Source organism: Rhodococcus sp. IEGM 1409 (genome assembly GCF_030056735.1).
In the GTDB taxonomy this organism is placed as follows: Bacteria; Actinomycetota; Actinomycetes; order Mycobacteriales; family Mycobacteriaceae; genus Rhodococcus_F.
On sequence record NZ_JASHKN010000013.1, the window covers coordinates 100,612 to 113,479 of the forward strand.

Sequence of the window (12,868 nt, forward strand, 5' to 3'; positions counted from 1 at the left end):
CGATGCTCTCGACGCAGATCCGCGGCGAACTTGCCGACCATCTCGACTCGGCGGAACGGGACCGCGCTCCGATCAGCCCGCTGATCGGAGCGTATCCGGAAATAGACGTCGTCGATGCCTACGAGATCCAGCTCATCAACATCCGGCGTCGTGTTGCCGGTGGCGCAAAGGTGGTCGGACACAAGGTCGGACTCTCGTCACTGGCGATGCAGCAGATGATGGGCGTCGACGAGCCCGATTACGGTCACCTGCTCGCCGAGATGGAAGAGTTCGAGAACCGTCCGGTCGACACGTCGCGCTTCTGCTTCCCACGCGTCGAGGTGGAGGTCGCCTTCATTCTGGGAGCAGATCTGCCGGGCGCCGGGTGCACCGAACAGGACGTCATCGATGCCACTGTCGCCTACGCGCCGTCCATCGAGTTGATCGACAGCCGGATCAAGGATTGGAAGATCGGGCTCTCGGACACCATCGCGGACAACGCGTCCTCCGCCGGATTCATCCTCGGCAAGGAACGAGTTCGCCCGTCGGACATCGACATCAAGGCGATCGACGCGGTCCTGACCTGCAACGGCGAGCGGATTGCGGAGGGGCGCAGCGATGCGGTTCTCGGGAACCCGGTCACCGCGGTTGCGTGGTTGGCGCAGAAGGTCGACACCTTCGGAGTTCGGCTCAAGGCCGGCGACATCGTGCTGCCGGGTTCGTGCACGCGAGCGATCGACGCTCATCCAGGCGACAACTTCCGAGCCGAGTTCAGCGGCCTCGGCTCCGTCTCTCTTCAGTTCACGTAGGAGTAGTCATGACCAAGGCAAGTGTGGCGATCGTCGGATCGGGCAACATCAGTACCGATCTGTTGTACAAATTGCAGCGTTCCGAGTGGCTGGAGCCGCGATGGATGATCGGAATCGATCCCGAGAGTGAAGGATTGGCTCGCGCTCGCAAGATGGGACTCGAGACCTCCGCCGAGGGCGTCGACTGGTTGCTGAACCAGGCGGAGAAACCGGATCTGGTCTTCGAGGCGACGTCGGCATACGTGCATCGCGAGGCAGCACCACGCTACGAGGCCGCTGGTATCCGTGCCGTCGACCTGACTCCGGCCGCGGTCGGCCCGGCTGTGGTTCCGCCCGCGAACCTGCGTGAGCACCTCGACGCACCCAACGTCAACATGATCACTTGCGGTGGGCAGGCAACCATTCCGATCGTCTACGCGGTGTCGCGTGTCGTCGACGTGGCGTACGCCGAGATCGTCGCCTCCGTTGCATCGTTGTCCGCCGGTCCGGGAACCCGCGCGAACATCGACGAGTTCACCAAGACCACCAGTCGCGGTATCGAGACGATCGGCGGCGCCCAGCGCGGCAAGGCGATCATCATCCTCAACCCCGCAGACCCGCCGATGATCATGCGCGACACAATCTTCTGTGCCATACCTGAAGACGCCGATCAGGCCGCGATCACCGACTCCATCCACCGCGTCGTCAAGGACATCCAGCAGTACGTGCCGGGCTACCGGTTGCTCAACGAACCGCAGTTCGACGAGCCGAGCGTCGTGTCCGGTGGATATGCCACGGTCACGACGTTCGTCGAGGTCGAAGGCGCAGGCGATTTTCTGCCGCCGTACGCGGGCAACCTCGACATCATGACGGCAGCAGCCACCAAGGTGGGCGAGGAAATCGCCCAGAAGCTTCTGAGTGTGAAGGCATGAGCGACATGATTCATTTCGATTCGAGCTGGGACATCCGCGTCACCGACACATCGCTGCGCGACGGCTCCCACCACAAGCGTCATCAGTTCACCGTCGAAGAAGTACGAGCCATCGTCGGTGCTCTCGACGGAGCCGGAGTGCCGGTCATCGAGGTCACTCACGGCGACGGGCTCGGCGGATCCTCCTTCAACTACGGTTTCTCGAAGACTCCCGAGCAGGAACTGATCAAAGCTGCTGTCGAGACCGCGACAAACGCGAAGATCGCCTTCCTGATGCTGCCCGGACTGGGCGTCAAGGATGACATCGTCATCGCGCAGGACAACGGTGCGTCCATCTGCCGCATCGCAACTCACTGCACCGAGGCCGACGTATCCATTCAGCACTTCGGCCTCGCCCGTGAGCGCGGGCTCGAAACAGTGGGATTCCTCATGATGGCTCACTCCATCCCGCCGGAGAAGCTGGCCAAGCAGGCTCGCATCATGGCCGACGCGGGTTGCCAGTGTGTGTACGTGGTCGACTCGGCCGGCGCACTTGTGCTCGAGCAGGTATCCGATCGCGTCGAGGCACTGGTTCAGGAACTCGGCAGCGACGCTCAGGTCGGCTTCCACGGACACGAGAACCTGGGCCTCGGCGTCGCCAATTCCATTGCGGCAGTGCGTGCGGGCGCCAAGCAGATCGACGGCAGCACCCGCCGTTTCGGTGCCGGTGCCGGCAACGCACCGGTCGAGGCGTTTGTCGGCGTCTGCGACAAGATCGGCGTCAAGACCGGAATCGACTTCTTCGCGATCGCCGATGCTGCCGAAGATGTTGTGCGCCCAGCGATGCCGCAGGAGTGCCTGCTCGATCGTCAGGCCCTGATGATGGGCTACGCCGGCGTGTACTCGAGCTTCCTCAAGCATGCGGAGCGTCAGGCCGAGCGGTACGGAGTGTCGTCTGCGGAACTGTTGGTGCGCGCAGGTAAGCGCAAGTTGGTCGGCGGACAGGAAGATCAGTTGATCGACATCGCGCTGGAACTGCAGCGCGAAGCAGCGGCGTCCTAGGCCATGGCAGACGTTCTGGCCGGAAAAGTGGCCTTGGTGACCGGCGCGTCCTCAGGTTTGGGGCGCGCCGTGACCGAGATCCTCCATCGCAGGGGCGCACAAGTTTTCGGTATCGCCCGTGACGAGGAAAAGCTGCAGCAGTCGATGGTCGAGGTGGTCGGCACGGACGGTGAGCGTCGCTTCGCTGCGACGGACGTCTCGGATTCTGCTCAGTGTGATGCGGCCGTCCAGGCGTGCGTCGACGCACTCGGCGGTATCGACATCCTCGTCAACGTGGCGGGATCGCACTCGCTGCGCCATACGGCAGACATTGCGGATTCCGAATGGGCACATGATCTGGCGGTCAATCTGAACGGACCGTTCTTCCTTTCCCGAGCAGCGCTGCCGCACTTGCTGGAACGAGGAGGCAACATCGTCAACGTCTCCTCGATTGCGGGACTGGAAGGGCAGGCGTACTCGGCTGGATACTGCGCTGCCAAGCACGGACTCATCGGACTGACCCGGGCGATGGCAATGGAGTTCACCGGAAAGTCTCTGCGTGTCAACGCAATCTGCCCCGGCGGCATGATGACTCCTCAAGTCACCGGATTCACGTTCCCCGACGGAGTCGACTTCGATCTCGTCATGAAGGTTGCGTCGCCCCGTGGCTTGATGGAAGCCGAGGACGTTGCAAAGATGGTGGCTTTCGTAGCCTCCGACGACGCCTCCGCGATACACGGAGCCGTCTACTCGGTCGACAACGGAAAAATGGCATGACCCCGTTGGTCTCGGGACCGATCTTCCAGATCTGCTGGGTGGTCGAGGACATCGAGGCTGCCGAACAGGAGTTCACTCGGCAGTGGGGAGTAAGCCGGTGGCTGCGTATGCCAGACATCGCCTTTGGTCCCGAGACCACAACGTATCGAGGTGAGCCCGCCGACTACGTCGTTCACGTCTCGATCGGATATGCCGGCGGCCAACAACTCGAGCTGATCCAACCCGTGTCCGGACGTAACCTGTACACGGAATTCCTGGAGACCCACGGCGTCGGAGTTCATCACCTGGCCTGGGTTCCGGACAATTACGAGGCGACGCTGGTCGAGGCCGAGCGTCGCGGAATGCCGGTGGTGCAACAGGGTCGGGTAGTGGGTGCCGGCATGGAATTTTCTTATCTCGACGCCGGGCCGTTGGGTGGATATGTCGAGTTGATGAAGCTTTCACCCGAGATCCGCTTGATGTTCAACTCGCTCATTCCCGATTGACGGCAAACACTTTCGAGAAGTAGTCGGAAACGTTCTCCGGGTGCCCGCGGAATCCGAGGTAGCCGTCGGGGCGGATGGCCAGCGCCGCCGTACCTTCGACTCCATACGCAGCGCACAGTTGCGAGTCGTTGTCCTCGATGATCGGCACCAGCGAATCGACGGGCACAGTCCCCGGTGGCACTATCGCGTAGACGTCCAACAAGCCGTGCGCTGATCGAATTGCCGCGTCGGCGACCTTCTCCAGGCTGTTGATGCTCTCCGCGGATCCGTCTGAAGTCAGCACCAACGTGTGGTCGACTCCGGACAGTAAGTCGAACAACCGAATTGGATACTGAACGCCGTCTCGGCGCAGGCCACGCGCATCAGGTGCACGCTCGCCCGGTTGGACGTGCGGACTCGAAGAATCACGCCCGCTGTTCAGCGGACTCTCCGAGTAGTCGATCAACAATTGAGCCTGGCGCCGCATTGCCGTGTCGATCGAGGACTCTCCCGAACCGATTCCTTCTCGAGCATTTCGGACGGTCATCCCGACGACCTCTTCACCAACCGGCCGTCTTTCGGCGTCGTAGCTCTCGAGAAGATCTGCGCTCGCAACACCTTTGACTGCGAGCGCTATCTTCCACGCGAGGTTGTGGGCGTCCTGGATCCCGGTGTTCATACCCTGAGCACCAGTCGGGGGATGGATATGCGCGGCGTCGCCGGCGACAAAAACCCGTCCGCGGCTGTAAGCGTCGACGATGCGGTGGCTGATGCGAAATACCGAGGACCATCGCAGCATCGAGGCGGTTGTCGGTTCTGGGGAGAGTCTGTCGAGTACAGCTTGGACGTGATGGAGTTCAGGTGTCTTTCCGGTTGAAAAGCCATGTTGTACAGCGGCTTTATTCGAAGATTCGTCCGGCATCAGCTCATCCGGAACGAGCATCGACATGCGGTACCGCTTGTGTCCGGGAAGCGGGATGCACACGAGTAGGTCGTCGGTGGTTCCGTCGTCGCTGGTGTGGTTGACGCGCACGGCGTAGCCGCTGGGGATCGACCAGTCGACTTCGACGTCACCGAGCATGTAGCTTTCGGCAAATGCGCCGCCCTCGAAGCTCAGGCCGAGCCCTTTGCGGACCACGCTGTGAGCGCCGTCGGAGCCCACCAGGTATCGGGCAGAGGCGGTGCTGCCGTCGCTGAGTGTGCAGGTGACGGCGTTGTCGGATTGTTCGAATGCGGTGAGGCCGACTCCGCGTTCGACGGTTGTTCCCAACTCGGCGAGGCGCTCGGTGAGGATGCGCTCGGTCGAGTACTGGGGCAGGCAGAGGAACCAGTAAGGAACGTCCTCGGGGAGGGTGAGGTCGACGCGGCCGACCTCGACGCCGTTCGTGTACATGATCTGACCGCGCATCAATGTCGAAGCGTCGAGTGCCTGGCGGAGCACCCCCATGTTCTCGAAGAGTTCGAGAGTGCGTGGCTGAATCCCGACGGCCTTCGCGTATTGCCGCGGTTCGTCGAGGGGGTCGATTATTCGACATGAGATACCGCGTCTGCGCAGCTCGATCGCGGTGGTCAATCCGATCGGGCCGGCGCCCGCTACCAATACGTCGGTATCCATGAGGACCCACTCACGTCGGGGACAGTCGGTCATTTCAGTATGGGTAAGCGAACTTTCGTTTTGGGGAAATTCGAGCAAATCGAACATCGAGAGATTGCGCCATGCGCTGGACCGTCCGTACGCGCACCGGCTGTTTTGCGCTATTGCTCGGCTTCGAAGCCGAGCGCGATTCTCCTGCACAGAAGCGTGAGCTCGGCCTCGTCGACGCGTGGCGTCTCGTCCCACGAATCGACGTCGTTCCAACTCAGTGAGCTCGGAGCGCCGAAGGGCCTGACGAAAACGTGCTGATGAAAGTGGGGAACGCTTCGCCCGGCTATCGCGGAGAACACGAATTCTGGAGTCAATTCAGAGTCGAGGGCACGTGAGACGCACCAGACCGCGTGCGCGATGGCGAGTGCTTCAGGTTCGGGTAGGGAGGGCAACCCGGACACGTGTCGACGGGTCTCGACGAACACATATCCAGGAACCGAACGGCCGTGTGGTGGAGGAGGTCGATGGGAGACAACAACGAAGTCGTCCTCGAATATTCGGGGGCTGACGAGCGGGCCTGTTCCTCGGTGCTTGGCGCATATCGCGCACGTTGACGTCCCCACTCCACTTGTGTACTGAGTGTGGCGCCGTGGTGGAAGATTTGCGATCAGCCCCGACTGGATAGTTCCTTCAAATGTACAAATTAGCGTGTTTGTAAAACTTTTACCCTCAAAATCGTTGACAAAACACCATAATTTGTCCACTCTCTATACATGAATGTTGTTCGTGTCGCGGATTACCGCGCAGGACGCACTCACTGATCCGAACGAGAACTGGAGAATTCGATGGCGGCGTTGGTGTACACCGAGCCAGATGGTCGGCTCGCAACTTGGAGAGATCGGAAGCGTTACTTGTGGCTCTTGGCGCTGATTCCGTCGTCGGCAACTTTCATCGCGGTGGGGCTTGTTGCCGTCACCGGATGGAATATTTTCTGGTGGACCGGCCCACTGATTGCTTTTGCCCTCATTCCCGTCATCGACATTCTGGCGGGTGAGGACGGGAAGAATCCGCCCGACGAGGTGATCGACGAACTCGAGAACGACCGCTTCTACCGGTGGTGCACCTACGCCTACTTGCCGTTGCAATACACGGCCTTCTTCCTGGCCTGCTACATCTGGGCACGTTGGGATTTGAGCGTCCTCTCCAATATCGGGCTGGCCGTGACGATCGGCGTGACGGCCGGAATCGGCATCAACACCGCCCACGAACTCGGGCACAAGAAGGAGAGCGTCGAGCGCTGGTTGTCCAAAATCGTTCTCGCGCAGAGCGCTTACGGCCACTTCTACCTCGAGCACAACCGTGGCCACCACGTGCGAGTCTCTACTCCGGAAGATCCGGCGACCTCGCGCTTCGGTGAGACCCTCTACGGTTTCTGGCCGCGCAGCGTCGGCGGGGGATTGAAGTCGGCGTGGCATCTCGAGAAGGCCCGCTTCGAGCGTTTGGGCACCACGCACTGGAGCATCAAGAACGACGTTCTCAACGCCTGGCTCATGTCGGTTGTTCTGTTCGGTGTCGCGCTTGCAGTGTTCGGGATCGGCATCGCGCCGTACCTCGTGATCCAGGCGTTCATCGGGTTCTCGCTGCTCGAAGCGATCAACTATCTCGAGCACTACGGACTCCTGCGGCAGAAGACTGCAAGCGGCCGGTACGAGCGGTGCACACCGGCGCACAGCTGGAACAGTGATCGCATCTGCACCAACGTCTTCCTCTATCACTTGCAGCGGCACAGCGATCATCATGCGAATCCGACACGTCGCTACCAGGCGCTTCGCAGTATGGAAGAGGCCCCTCAGCTCCCGAGCGGCTACGCCAGCATGATCATGCTCGCCACAGTTCCGCCCCTGTGGCGCAAGGTGATGGACCACCGCGTTCTCGAGCACTACCGAGGTGACATCACCCAGGTCAACATCGCGCCGAAGAAACGGGCCAAGATCCTCGCGGCTTACGGGGTGAACCCATGAATGCCTACATCTGCCCGATCTGCGATTACACGTACACCGAATCGGCAGGTGCTGCGCGAGAGGGCTTTCCACCCGGCACGCCCTGGTCGAGTATCCCGGACGACTGGTGCTGCCCCGACTGTGGTGTTCGCGAGAAGGTCGACTTCGCCCTCGTTACGCAATCCTGATCGAAATACCCACCGGCGAAAGGAAATCCGATGTCCGAGACTGCCACTACTTACAAATTGTTCCGTTGCCTCCAGTGCGGGTTCGAATACGACGAAGCGATCGGCTGGCCCGACGACGGTATCGAGCCCGGCACTCGCTGGGACGAAATCCCCGCGGACTGGTCCTGCCCTGATTGTGGCGCTGCCAAAGTCGATTTCGAGATGGTCGAGGTGAACCGCTGATGCCGGCGGTCAGCGAGCCCGACACTCGGACCGTGGTGATCGTGGGCACGGGCATCGCCGGTTCCGGTGCGGCGCAGGCCCTACGCAAGGAAGGGTTCGGCGGCAGGATCATCCTGATCGGCAGCGAACCGGAGGAGCCGTACCGCCGCCCGGCACTGTCGAAGGAACTGCTGTCCGGGAAAGCGTCGATTGATCGGGTTCGGTTGCGGCCGTCGACGTTCTGGGCCGAGCAGGGTATCGAACTGCGGATCGGCGCGACTGTTGCCGCGATCGACACAGGTTCCCGCACAGTACATTCAGCCGACGGTGACAACGTCGACTTCGACGTTCTGATTCTTGCCACGGGTGGACGGTCACGACGGTTGGCCGCCGAAGACTCCGAGCGCGTTCACTATCTGCGCGATCTTGCGGATATGCGACGCTTGCAATCCCAACTGGTCGAAGGAGCCTCGCTACTGGTGGTCGGTGGTGGCTTGATCGGATCCGAGGTGGCATCGACCGCACGCGACTTGGGTTGCAGTGTGCAGGTTCTCGAAGCGCAACCGCTGCCGCTGTCCCGGCTACTTCCACCGTCGATAGCGGAGAGGATCGCCGCGCTGCACAACTCGGCAGGCGTCGACTTGCAGACGGGAGTTGACCTCGAGACGCTCACGACGAGAGTCGACGGTGTCACCGCACGTGCGCGCGACGGACGCGAGTGGACAGCGGACTTGGCCGTCGTCGCAATCGGATCCTTGCCCGATGCCGATGTGGCTGCGGCGGCGGGTATTGCGGTGGACAACGGAATCTCGGTCGACCGATACCTCAAGACATCCGTCGACGACGTGTACGCGATCGGTGATGTGGCCAACGTGCCCAACGGGTTTCTCGGCGGCATGCACCGCGGCGAGCACTGGAACACCGCGCAGGACCACGCCGTCGCAGTTGCCAAGACCATTGTGGGGAAGGCGGAACCTTTCGAATCCGTCCCGTGGAGTTGGTCGAACCAATTCGGCCGCAACATCCAGGTAGCAGGTTGGCCAGGTGCCGACGACACCGTGATTGTCCGCGGAGACTTGGACTCCTACGACTTTACTGCGGTCTGCACGCGCGAGGGGAGGATCGTCGGCGCGGTGAGTGTGGGACGGCCGAAAGATGTTCGGGCCGTCCGAACCCTGATCGAGCGCTCCGCGGATCTCAGCACCGACGTACTCGCCGATACAAGCAGTGATCTGACCGAACTTGCGGCGGGCCTTCTCGCCGCACCTGTGCGCTGAGTGGGCTCGTGACTTCTGTAGCTTGCGTGTCCTCCGTTTTGACACCGGGGATGGGCGATGGAAATCTTCCCGATATGTCCACCGTCCGTGCTCGTGTCCCTTACCACGAGGCAGCTCGTCAACTCCTCCGCGCATCAGCGCTCGATGCCACACGCGAACTTTTGACGGAGAAGTCGTGGAGCGACATCACTATGGCTCATATTGCGGAAGCGGCGGGTATGAGCCGGCAGACGTTGTACAAGGAGTTCACGTCCCGCCAGGGGTTGGCTTCCGGATACCTCATCCGGTTCGTCGACGAGTTCCTCGAGGAAGTGGAACGCGAAGTAACGCTGCATCATTCGGATCCCCGAGGCGCGGTCTCAGCGGCCTTCCGTGCATTCTTCGACGCCGGTGCCCGGGATCCGATGGTGGTCAGTATTGTCGGTCCTCGTCCGCAACATGACCTGCTGAGCCTGGTCACCACCGACGGAACTCCGCTGCTCGAACATGCGAGCGCAAGGTTGGCCGAGATCTTCATGACCAGTTGGGCGAACGTCGACCGCATCCATGCCGAGATGTTCGGCAGCACGATAGTGCGTCTGGCGATCAGCCACGTGACGTTGTCCTTCGGTACTCCCGATCAGATCGCCGAGAACCTGGGGGAGATGTTCGGGCCGTTCCTCGATCAGGTCATCGGCTCGGGTGCACCCTGAAACGGATCCCGGAGGGAAAACGAGGGCCGACCCGTGGTGGGGCGGCCCTCGCTTTCAGTCAGCTGACTTCGGGATCACGCACCGTGATGGTGCCGTCCCTGACTGCGTCGGCGATGCTGTCGTGCAGCTTCGGGCATCCGTCCTTCAATGCCGTCGACTGACCGGAAGCAATTGCCTCTTTGAAGGTGTGGCAACGCAGCGCCGGGTCGGAAGTCCACTGCACGCTGGTGTGTTTGTACGTGTTCTTGCGAACCAGTACGCACGCACCGCACGCCTTGCAGTCGACTTCCTGCAGACCCGAGTCGAGGTATTCGTGCTTGTCCTCGATCGTCTGGGCCGCGATCGCCTCGAGCCGTTCCGTCTGCCCGGCAAAGTCCGGTGCCTTGGCCCAACGAGCCCACCGTGCGTCGGTTCCGATCGAGGCGCTCACGACTAGACCTCTGCTTCCTTCTTTGCCGCTTCTGCTGCAGCGTCCTTCTCGGCCTTCTGGCGTGCGAGGTTTTCTTCGACCTCGGCGTGCCAGGCTTCGTTTGCCTTGGTGGTGTCCACCTCGAACTCGAAGCGCTGCGTCATCTTCTCGGTGACGTCGGCCTTGTCCACGTAGAACTGCTCGTACCAGCGTCGCAGCTGGTAAACGGGGCCGTCTTCTTCGCAGAGGAGGGGATTCTCGATCTTTGTCTTGTTCTTCCAGATCGCGACGTCCTGCAGGAAGCCCTCGCTGATGCCCTCGGTGAACTTGCCGGCCAGCTTGTCGGCCATCTCGTCGGAGACACCCGTCGGTTTCTTCACCGTCACGCCCCACTGCAGCACGAACGAATCCGGGCTGATCGGGTAGTGGCAATTGATGAGAACACTCTCGACCTCGTATCCGCTGTAGCTGTTCCACAGAGGATTGACCATGTACGACGGTCCGTAATACGCAGCTTCGGAGCGAAGCAGCGTGTCGCCGCCGTACTGGGAGGCCATTCCGATGTCGGGACGGCCCGTGGTGTTGAGGTACTGAGTGGCGACCTCACCTTCGAAGACGTTCTTGAAGTACGTCGGGAAGGCGTAGTGGATGTAGTAGAAGTGCGCCATGTCGACCACGTTGTCGATGATCTCGCGGCAGTTGGAACCCTCGATGACCATGGAGTTCCAAGTCCAGTCGGTCCATTCGTCGCTGTACGCGCCCTCGATACGAGGAATCACGATCTCCTCGGGCGGTGGGTTGCCCTCGGGGTCGTTCCAGACGAAGAGCTGACCGTTCTGCTCGAGGGTCGTCCACGCACGGGTGCGTGCGAGCGGGGGCACACGGCGGGCATAAGGAATGCCGGTGCACTTGCCGTTGCCGCCCCAGCGCCAGTCGTGGAAGGGGCAGGCGATGGAATCGCCCTTGACCTCGCCTTGTGTGAGGTCACCGCCCATGTGACGGCAGTATCCGTCGAGAACTTTGATGTCGCCCTTGCTGTCGGCGAACACCACGAGCTTCGTACCGAAAGCCTCGATCGCGTGCGGTTTGCCGTCCTTGAAGGTCTTCAGTAGACCCAGGCAGTGCCAACCGCGGGCGAAACGAGTTTGCACCGTTCCGACGTCGATCTCGCGAATCTGCGCCATTGTGACCTCACATCCCTTCTAGCTGTTAGTAGAACACGTTATAGAACTTGATCGGGTTCCGCCAGATTTTGGGGGCACTTGTTACAGCATTGCGGCCACAAACGGGACCTTTGTCAGTGTCTCGACAGAAAAGAGAACGTGTTCTAGTCTCAAGTGTAAGTGAACCAACCGATCGAGGAAGACGGGAGCGTCGAAGTGGGTAACCATGACAGCCACGAGGTGATGCAGAGGCTCGACGCACTACTGCCGGCACTGCGCGAGCGCGCACAGGAGACCGAGGATCTGCGTCGTATCCCCGACGAGTCCATCAAGGCTCTTCAGGAAACAGGCTTCTTCCGCTTGCTGCAGCCGAAGCAGTGGGGCGGATACGAAGCCGATCCGGTGCTGTTCTACTCCGCGGTGAAGAAGATCGCCAGCGCGTGCGGTTCGACAGGGTGGGTCTCGTCGATCATCGGGGTACACAACTGGCACCTCGCCCTCTTTTCTCAGCAGGCGCAGGAAGACGTGTGGGGCAACGACACTGACGTTCGTATCTCGTCCTCCTACGCTCCGATGGGTATGGGTGAAGTAGTCGAGGGTGGATACAAGGTCAACGGTGCGTGGGCTTGGTCCTCGGGTTGTGACCATGCCAGCTGGGCCGTTCTCGGTGGTCCGGTATTCAAGGACGGCCGCGCAGTCGACTTCGTGAGCTACCTGATTCCTCGCGAGGACTACCAGATCGACGACGTGTGGAATGTGGTCGGTCTGCGTGGAACCGGCTCCAATACCGTTGTGGTCAAGGATGTTTTTGTTCCTACGCATCGCGTGCTGAGCTTCCGGGCGATGAGCGAACTGACCGCCCCGGGTCTCGAGAAGAACACGGCACCGGTCTACAAGATGCCGTGGGGGACCATTCACCCCACCACGATCTCCGCCCCGATCGTCGGAATGGCTTACGGCGCTTACGAAGCGCACGTCGAGCACCAGGGCAAGCGTGTTCGCGCTGCGTTCGCCGGCGAGAAGTCGAAGGACGACCCGTTTGCCAAGGTGCGCATCGCCGAAGCGTCCAGCGATATCGACGCCGCGTGGCGTCAGCTCTCCGGCAACGTTGCCGACGAATACGCGTTGATCCTTGCGGGCGAAGAGGTTCCGATGGAACTGCGTCTGCGCGCTCGACGTGACCAGGTTCGCGCCACGGGCCGCGCGATCGCCTCGATCGACAAGCTCTTCGAGAACTCCGGTGCCACGGCGCTGCAGAACGGCACGCCGATTCAGCGTTTCTGGCGCGATGCTCACGCTGGTCGCGTCCACGCCGCGAACGATCCCGAACGCGCATATGTCATGTTCGGAACCGGCGAATTCGGTCTGCCGATCACCGACACGATGGTCTAGAG

At 61.4% G+C, this 12,868-nt stretch carries 15 protein-coding genes; 11 read left to right on the forward strand and 4 right to left on the reverse strand.

Annotation, left to right across the window (positions count from 1 at the left end; translation table 11 throughout):
• The first annotated feature begins 2 nt into the window (after positions 1 to 2).
• Genes QM716_RS26585 through QM716_RS26605 form a run of 5 tightly spaced genes read left to right on the forward strand, consistent with a single transcriptional unit; the run spans position 3 to position 3,980 of the window.
• A complete protein-coding gene (locus QM716_RS26585; protein WP_283307195.1) occupies positions 3 to 788 on the forward strand; it encodes a 2-keto-4-pentenoate hydratase in 786 nt (261 codons plus the stop codon).
• An 8-nt stretch (positions 789 to 796) separates the two neighbouring features.
• Positions 797 to 1,699, forward strand: coding sequence for an acetaldehyde dehydrogenase (acetylating) (locus tag QM716_RS26590; RefSeq protein ID WP_007734082.1), 903 nt, complete (start codon positions 797 to 799; stop codon positions 1,697 to 1,699).
• Positions 1,696 to 2,739, forward strand: coding sequence for a 4-hydroxy-2-oxovalerate aldolase (gene dmpG / locus QM716_RS26595; RefSeq protein WP_283307196.1), 1,044 nt, complete (start codon positions 1,696 to 1,698; stop codon positions 2,737 to 2,739). The genes QM716_RS26590 and dmpG overlap by 4 nt, the downstream gene beginning before the upstream one ends.
• A 3-nt stretch (positions 2,740 to 2,742) precedes the next feature.
• Positions 2,743 to 3,495: an SDR family NAD(P)-dependent oxidoreductase gene (locus QM716_RS26600; RefSeq protein ID WP_283307197.1), complete on the forward strand. Its 753-nt coding sequence runs from the start codon at positions 2,743 to 2,745 to the stop codon at positions 3,493 to 3,495.
• Positions 3,492 to 3,980, forward strand: coding sequence for a VOC family protein (locus tag QM716_RS26605; protein ID WP_283307198.1), 489 nt, complete (start codon positions 3,492 to 3,494; stop codon positions 3,978 to 3,980). Before QM716_RS26600 ends, QM716_RS26605 begins: the two co-directional genes overlap by 4 nt.
• Here the strand turns inward: QM716_RS26605 and QM716_RS26610 are convergent.
• Together QM716_RS26610 and QM716_RS26615 are read right to left on the reverse strand one after the other, a co-directional pair.
• On the reverse strand, positions 3,967 to 5,574 hold the full coding sequence (locus QM716_RS26610; protein ID WP_283307276.1) for an FAD-dependent monooxygenase: 1,608 nt from the start codon (positions 5,572 to 5,574) through the stop codon (positions 3,967 to 3,969). The genes QM716_RS26605 and QM716_RS26610 overlap by 14 nt on opposite strands.
• A gap of 140 nt (positions 5,575 to 5,714) precedes the next feature.
• On the reverse strand, positions 5,715 to 6,005 hold the full coding sequence (locus QM716_RS26615) for an HIT family protein (protein ID WP_283307199.1): 291 nt from the start codon (positions 6,003 to 6,005) through the stop codon (positions 5,715 to 5,717).
• Between the two features lie 384 nt (positions 6,006 to 6,389).
• Between QM716_RS26615 and QM716_RS26620 the strand changes: the two genes are divergently transcribed.
• The 5 genes from QM716_RS26620 (at position 6,390) to QM716_RS26640 (ending at position 9,902) form a co-directional block, all read left to right on the forward strand.
• A complete protein-coding gene (locus tag QM716_RS26620) occupies positions 6,390 to 7,565 on the forward strand; it encodes an alkane 1-monooxygenase (protein WP_283307200.1) in 1,176 nt (391 codons plus the stop codon).
• Positions 7,562 to 7,732, forward strand: a complete 171-nt coding sequence (locus QM716_RS26625; protein WP_283307201.1) for a rubredoxin — start codon at positions 7,562 to 7,564, stop codon at positions 7,730 to 7,732. The genes QM716_RS26620 and QM716_RS26625 overlap by 4 nt, the downstream gene beginning before the upstream one ends.
• A gap of 30 nt (positions 7,733 to 7,762) precedes the next feature.
• Entirely contained in the window at positions 7,763 to 7,954 is a 192-nt protein-coding gene (locus QM716_RS26630; RefSeq protein ID WP_283307202.1) for a rubredoxin, read from the forward strand.
• On the forward strand, positions 7,954 to 9,210 hold the full coding sequence (locus QM716_RS26635) for an NAD(P)/FAD-dependent oxidoreductase (RefSeq protein ID WP_283307203.1): 1,257 nt from the start codon (positions 7,954 to 7,956) through the stop codon (positions 9,208 to 9,210). Before QM716_RS26630 ends, QM716_RS26635 begins: the two co-directional genes overlap by 1 nt.
• Positions 9,211 to 9,284: 74 nt before the next feature.
• The gene (locus QM716_RS26640) at positions 9,285 to 9,902 is read left to right on the forward strand and encodes a TetR/AcrR family transcriptional regulator (RefSeq protein ID WP_283307204.1); all 618 of its coding nucleotides are present in this window, start codon (positions 9,285 to 9,287) and stop codon (positions 9,900 to 9,902) included.
• A gap of 58 nt (positions 9,903 to 9,960) precedes the next feature.
• Here the strand turns inward: QM716_RS26640 and QM716_RS26645 are convergent, their stop codons facing one another.
• Together QM716_RS26645 and QM716_RS26650 are read right to left on the reverse strand one after the other, a co-directional pair.
• Entirely contained in the window at positions 9,961 to 10,332 is a 372-nt protein-coding gene (locus QM716_RS26645) for a hypothetical protein (protein ID WP_007734099.1), read from the reverse strand.
• A gap of 2 nt (positions 10,333 to 10,334) precedes the next feature.
• The gene (locus QM716_RS26650; protein WP_283307206.1) at positions 10,335 to 11,495 is read right to left on the reverse strand and encodes a 3-ketosteroid-9-alpha-monooxygenase, oxygenase component; all 1,161 of its coding nucleotides are present in this window, start codon (positions 11,493 to 11,495) and stop codon (positions 10,335 to 10,337) included.
• A 195-nt stretch (positions 11,496 to 11,690) separates the two neighbouring features.
• On the opposite strand from QM716_RS26650, the gene hsaA reads away from it, so the two are divergent.
• Positions 11,691 to 12,866 carry a 3-hydroxy-9,10-secoandrosta-1,3,5(10)-triene-9,17-dione monooxygenase oxygenase subunit gene (hsaA, locus tag QM716_RS26655; RefSeq protein WP_269590724.1) on the forward strand — a complete coding sequence of 392 codons (1,176 nt, stop codon included), beginning with the start codon at positions 11,691 to 11,693 and terminating at the stop codon, positions 12,864 to 12,866.
• Positions 12,867 to 12,868 lie beyond the last annotated feature (2 nt).

Bases quoted from the DNA above. Each gene is read 5' to 3' on its own strand.
- QM716_RS26585 (WP_283307195.1), top strand. From the start codon at position 3: ATGCTCTCGACGCAGATCCGCGGCGAACTTGCCGACCATCTCGACTCG.
- QM716_RS26590 (WP_007734082.1), top strand. From the start codon at position 797: ATGACCAAGGCAAGTGTGGCGATCGTCGGATCGGGCAACATCAGTACC.
- dmpG (WP_283307196.1), top strand. From the start codon at position 1,696: ATGAGCGACATGATTCATTTCGATTCGAGCTGGGACATCCGCGTCACC.
- QM716_RS26600 (WP_283307197.1), top strand. From the start codon at position 2,743: ATGGCAGACGTTCTGGCCGGAAAAGTGGCCTTGGTGACCGGCGCGTCC.
- QM716_RS26605 (WP_283307198.1), top strand. From the start codon at position 3,492: ATGACCCCGTTGGTCTCGGGACCGATCTTCCAGATCTGCTGGGTGGTC.
- QM716_RS26610 (WP_283307276.1), bottom strand. From the start codon at position 5,574: ATGGATACCGACGTATTGGTAGCGGGCGCCGGCCCGATCGGATTGACC.
- QM716_RS26620 (WP_283307200.1), top strand. From the start codon at position 6,390: ATGGCGGCGTTGGTGTACACCGAGCCAGATGGTCGGCTCGCAACTTGG.
- QM716_RS26625 (WP_283307201.1), top strand. From the start codon at position 7,562: ATGAATGCCTACATCTGCCCGATCTGCGATTACACGTACACCGAATCG.
- QM716_RS26630 (WP_283307202.1), top strand. From the start codon at position 7,763: ATGTCCGAGACTGCCACTACTTACAAATTGTTCCGTTGCCTCCAGTGC.
- QM716_RS26635 (WP_283307203.1), top strand. From the start codon at position 7,954: ATGCCGGCGGTCAGCGAGCCCGACACTCGGACCGTGGTGATCGTGGGC.
- QM716_RS26640 (WP_283307204.1), top strand. From the start codon at position 9,285: ATGTCCACCGTCCGTGCTCGTGTCCCTTACCACGAGGCAGCTCGTCAA.
- QM716_RS26650 (WP_283307206.1), bottom strand. From the start codon at position 11,495: ATGGCGCAGATTCGCGAGATCGACGTCGGAACGGTGCAAACTCGTTTC.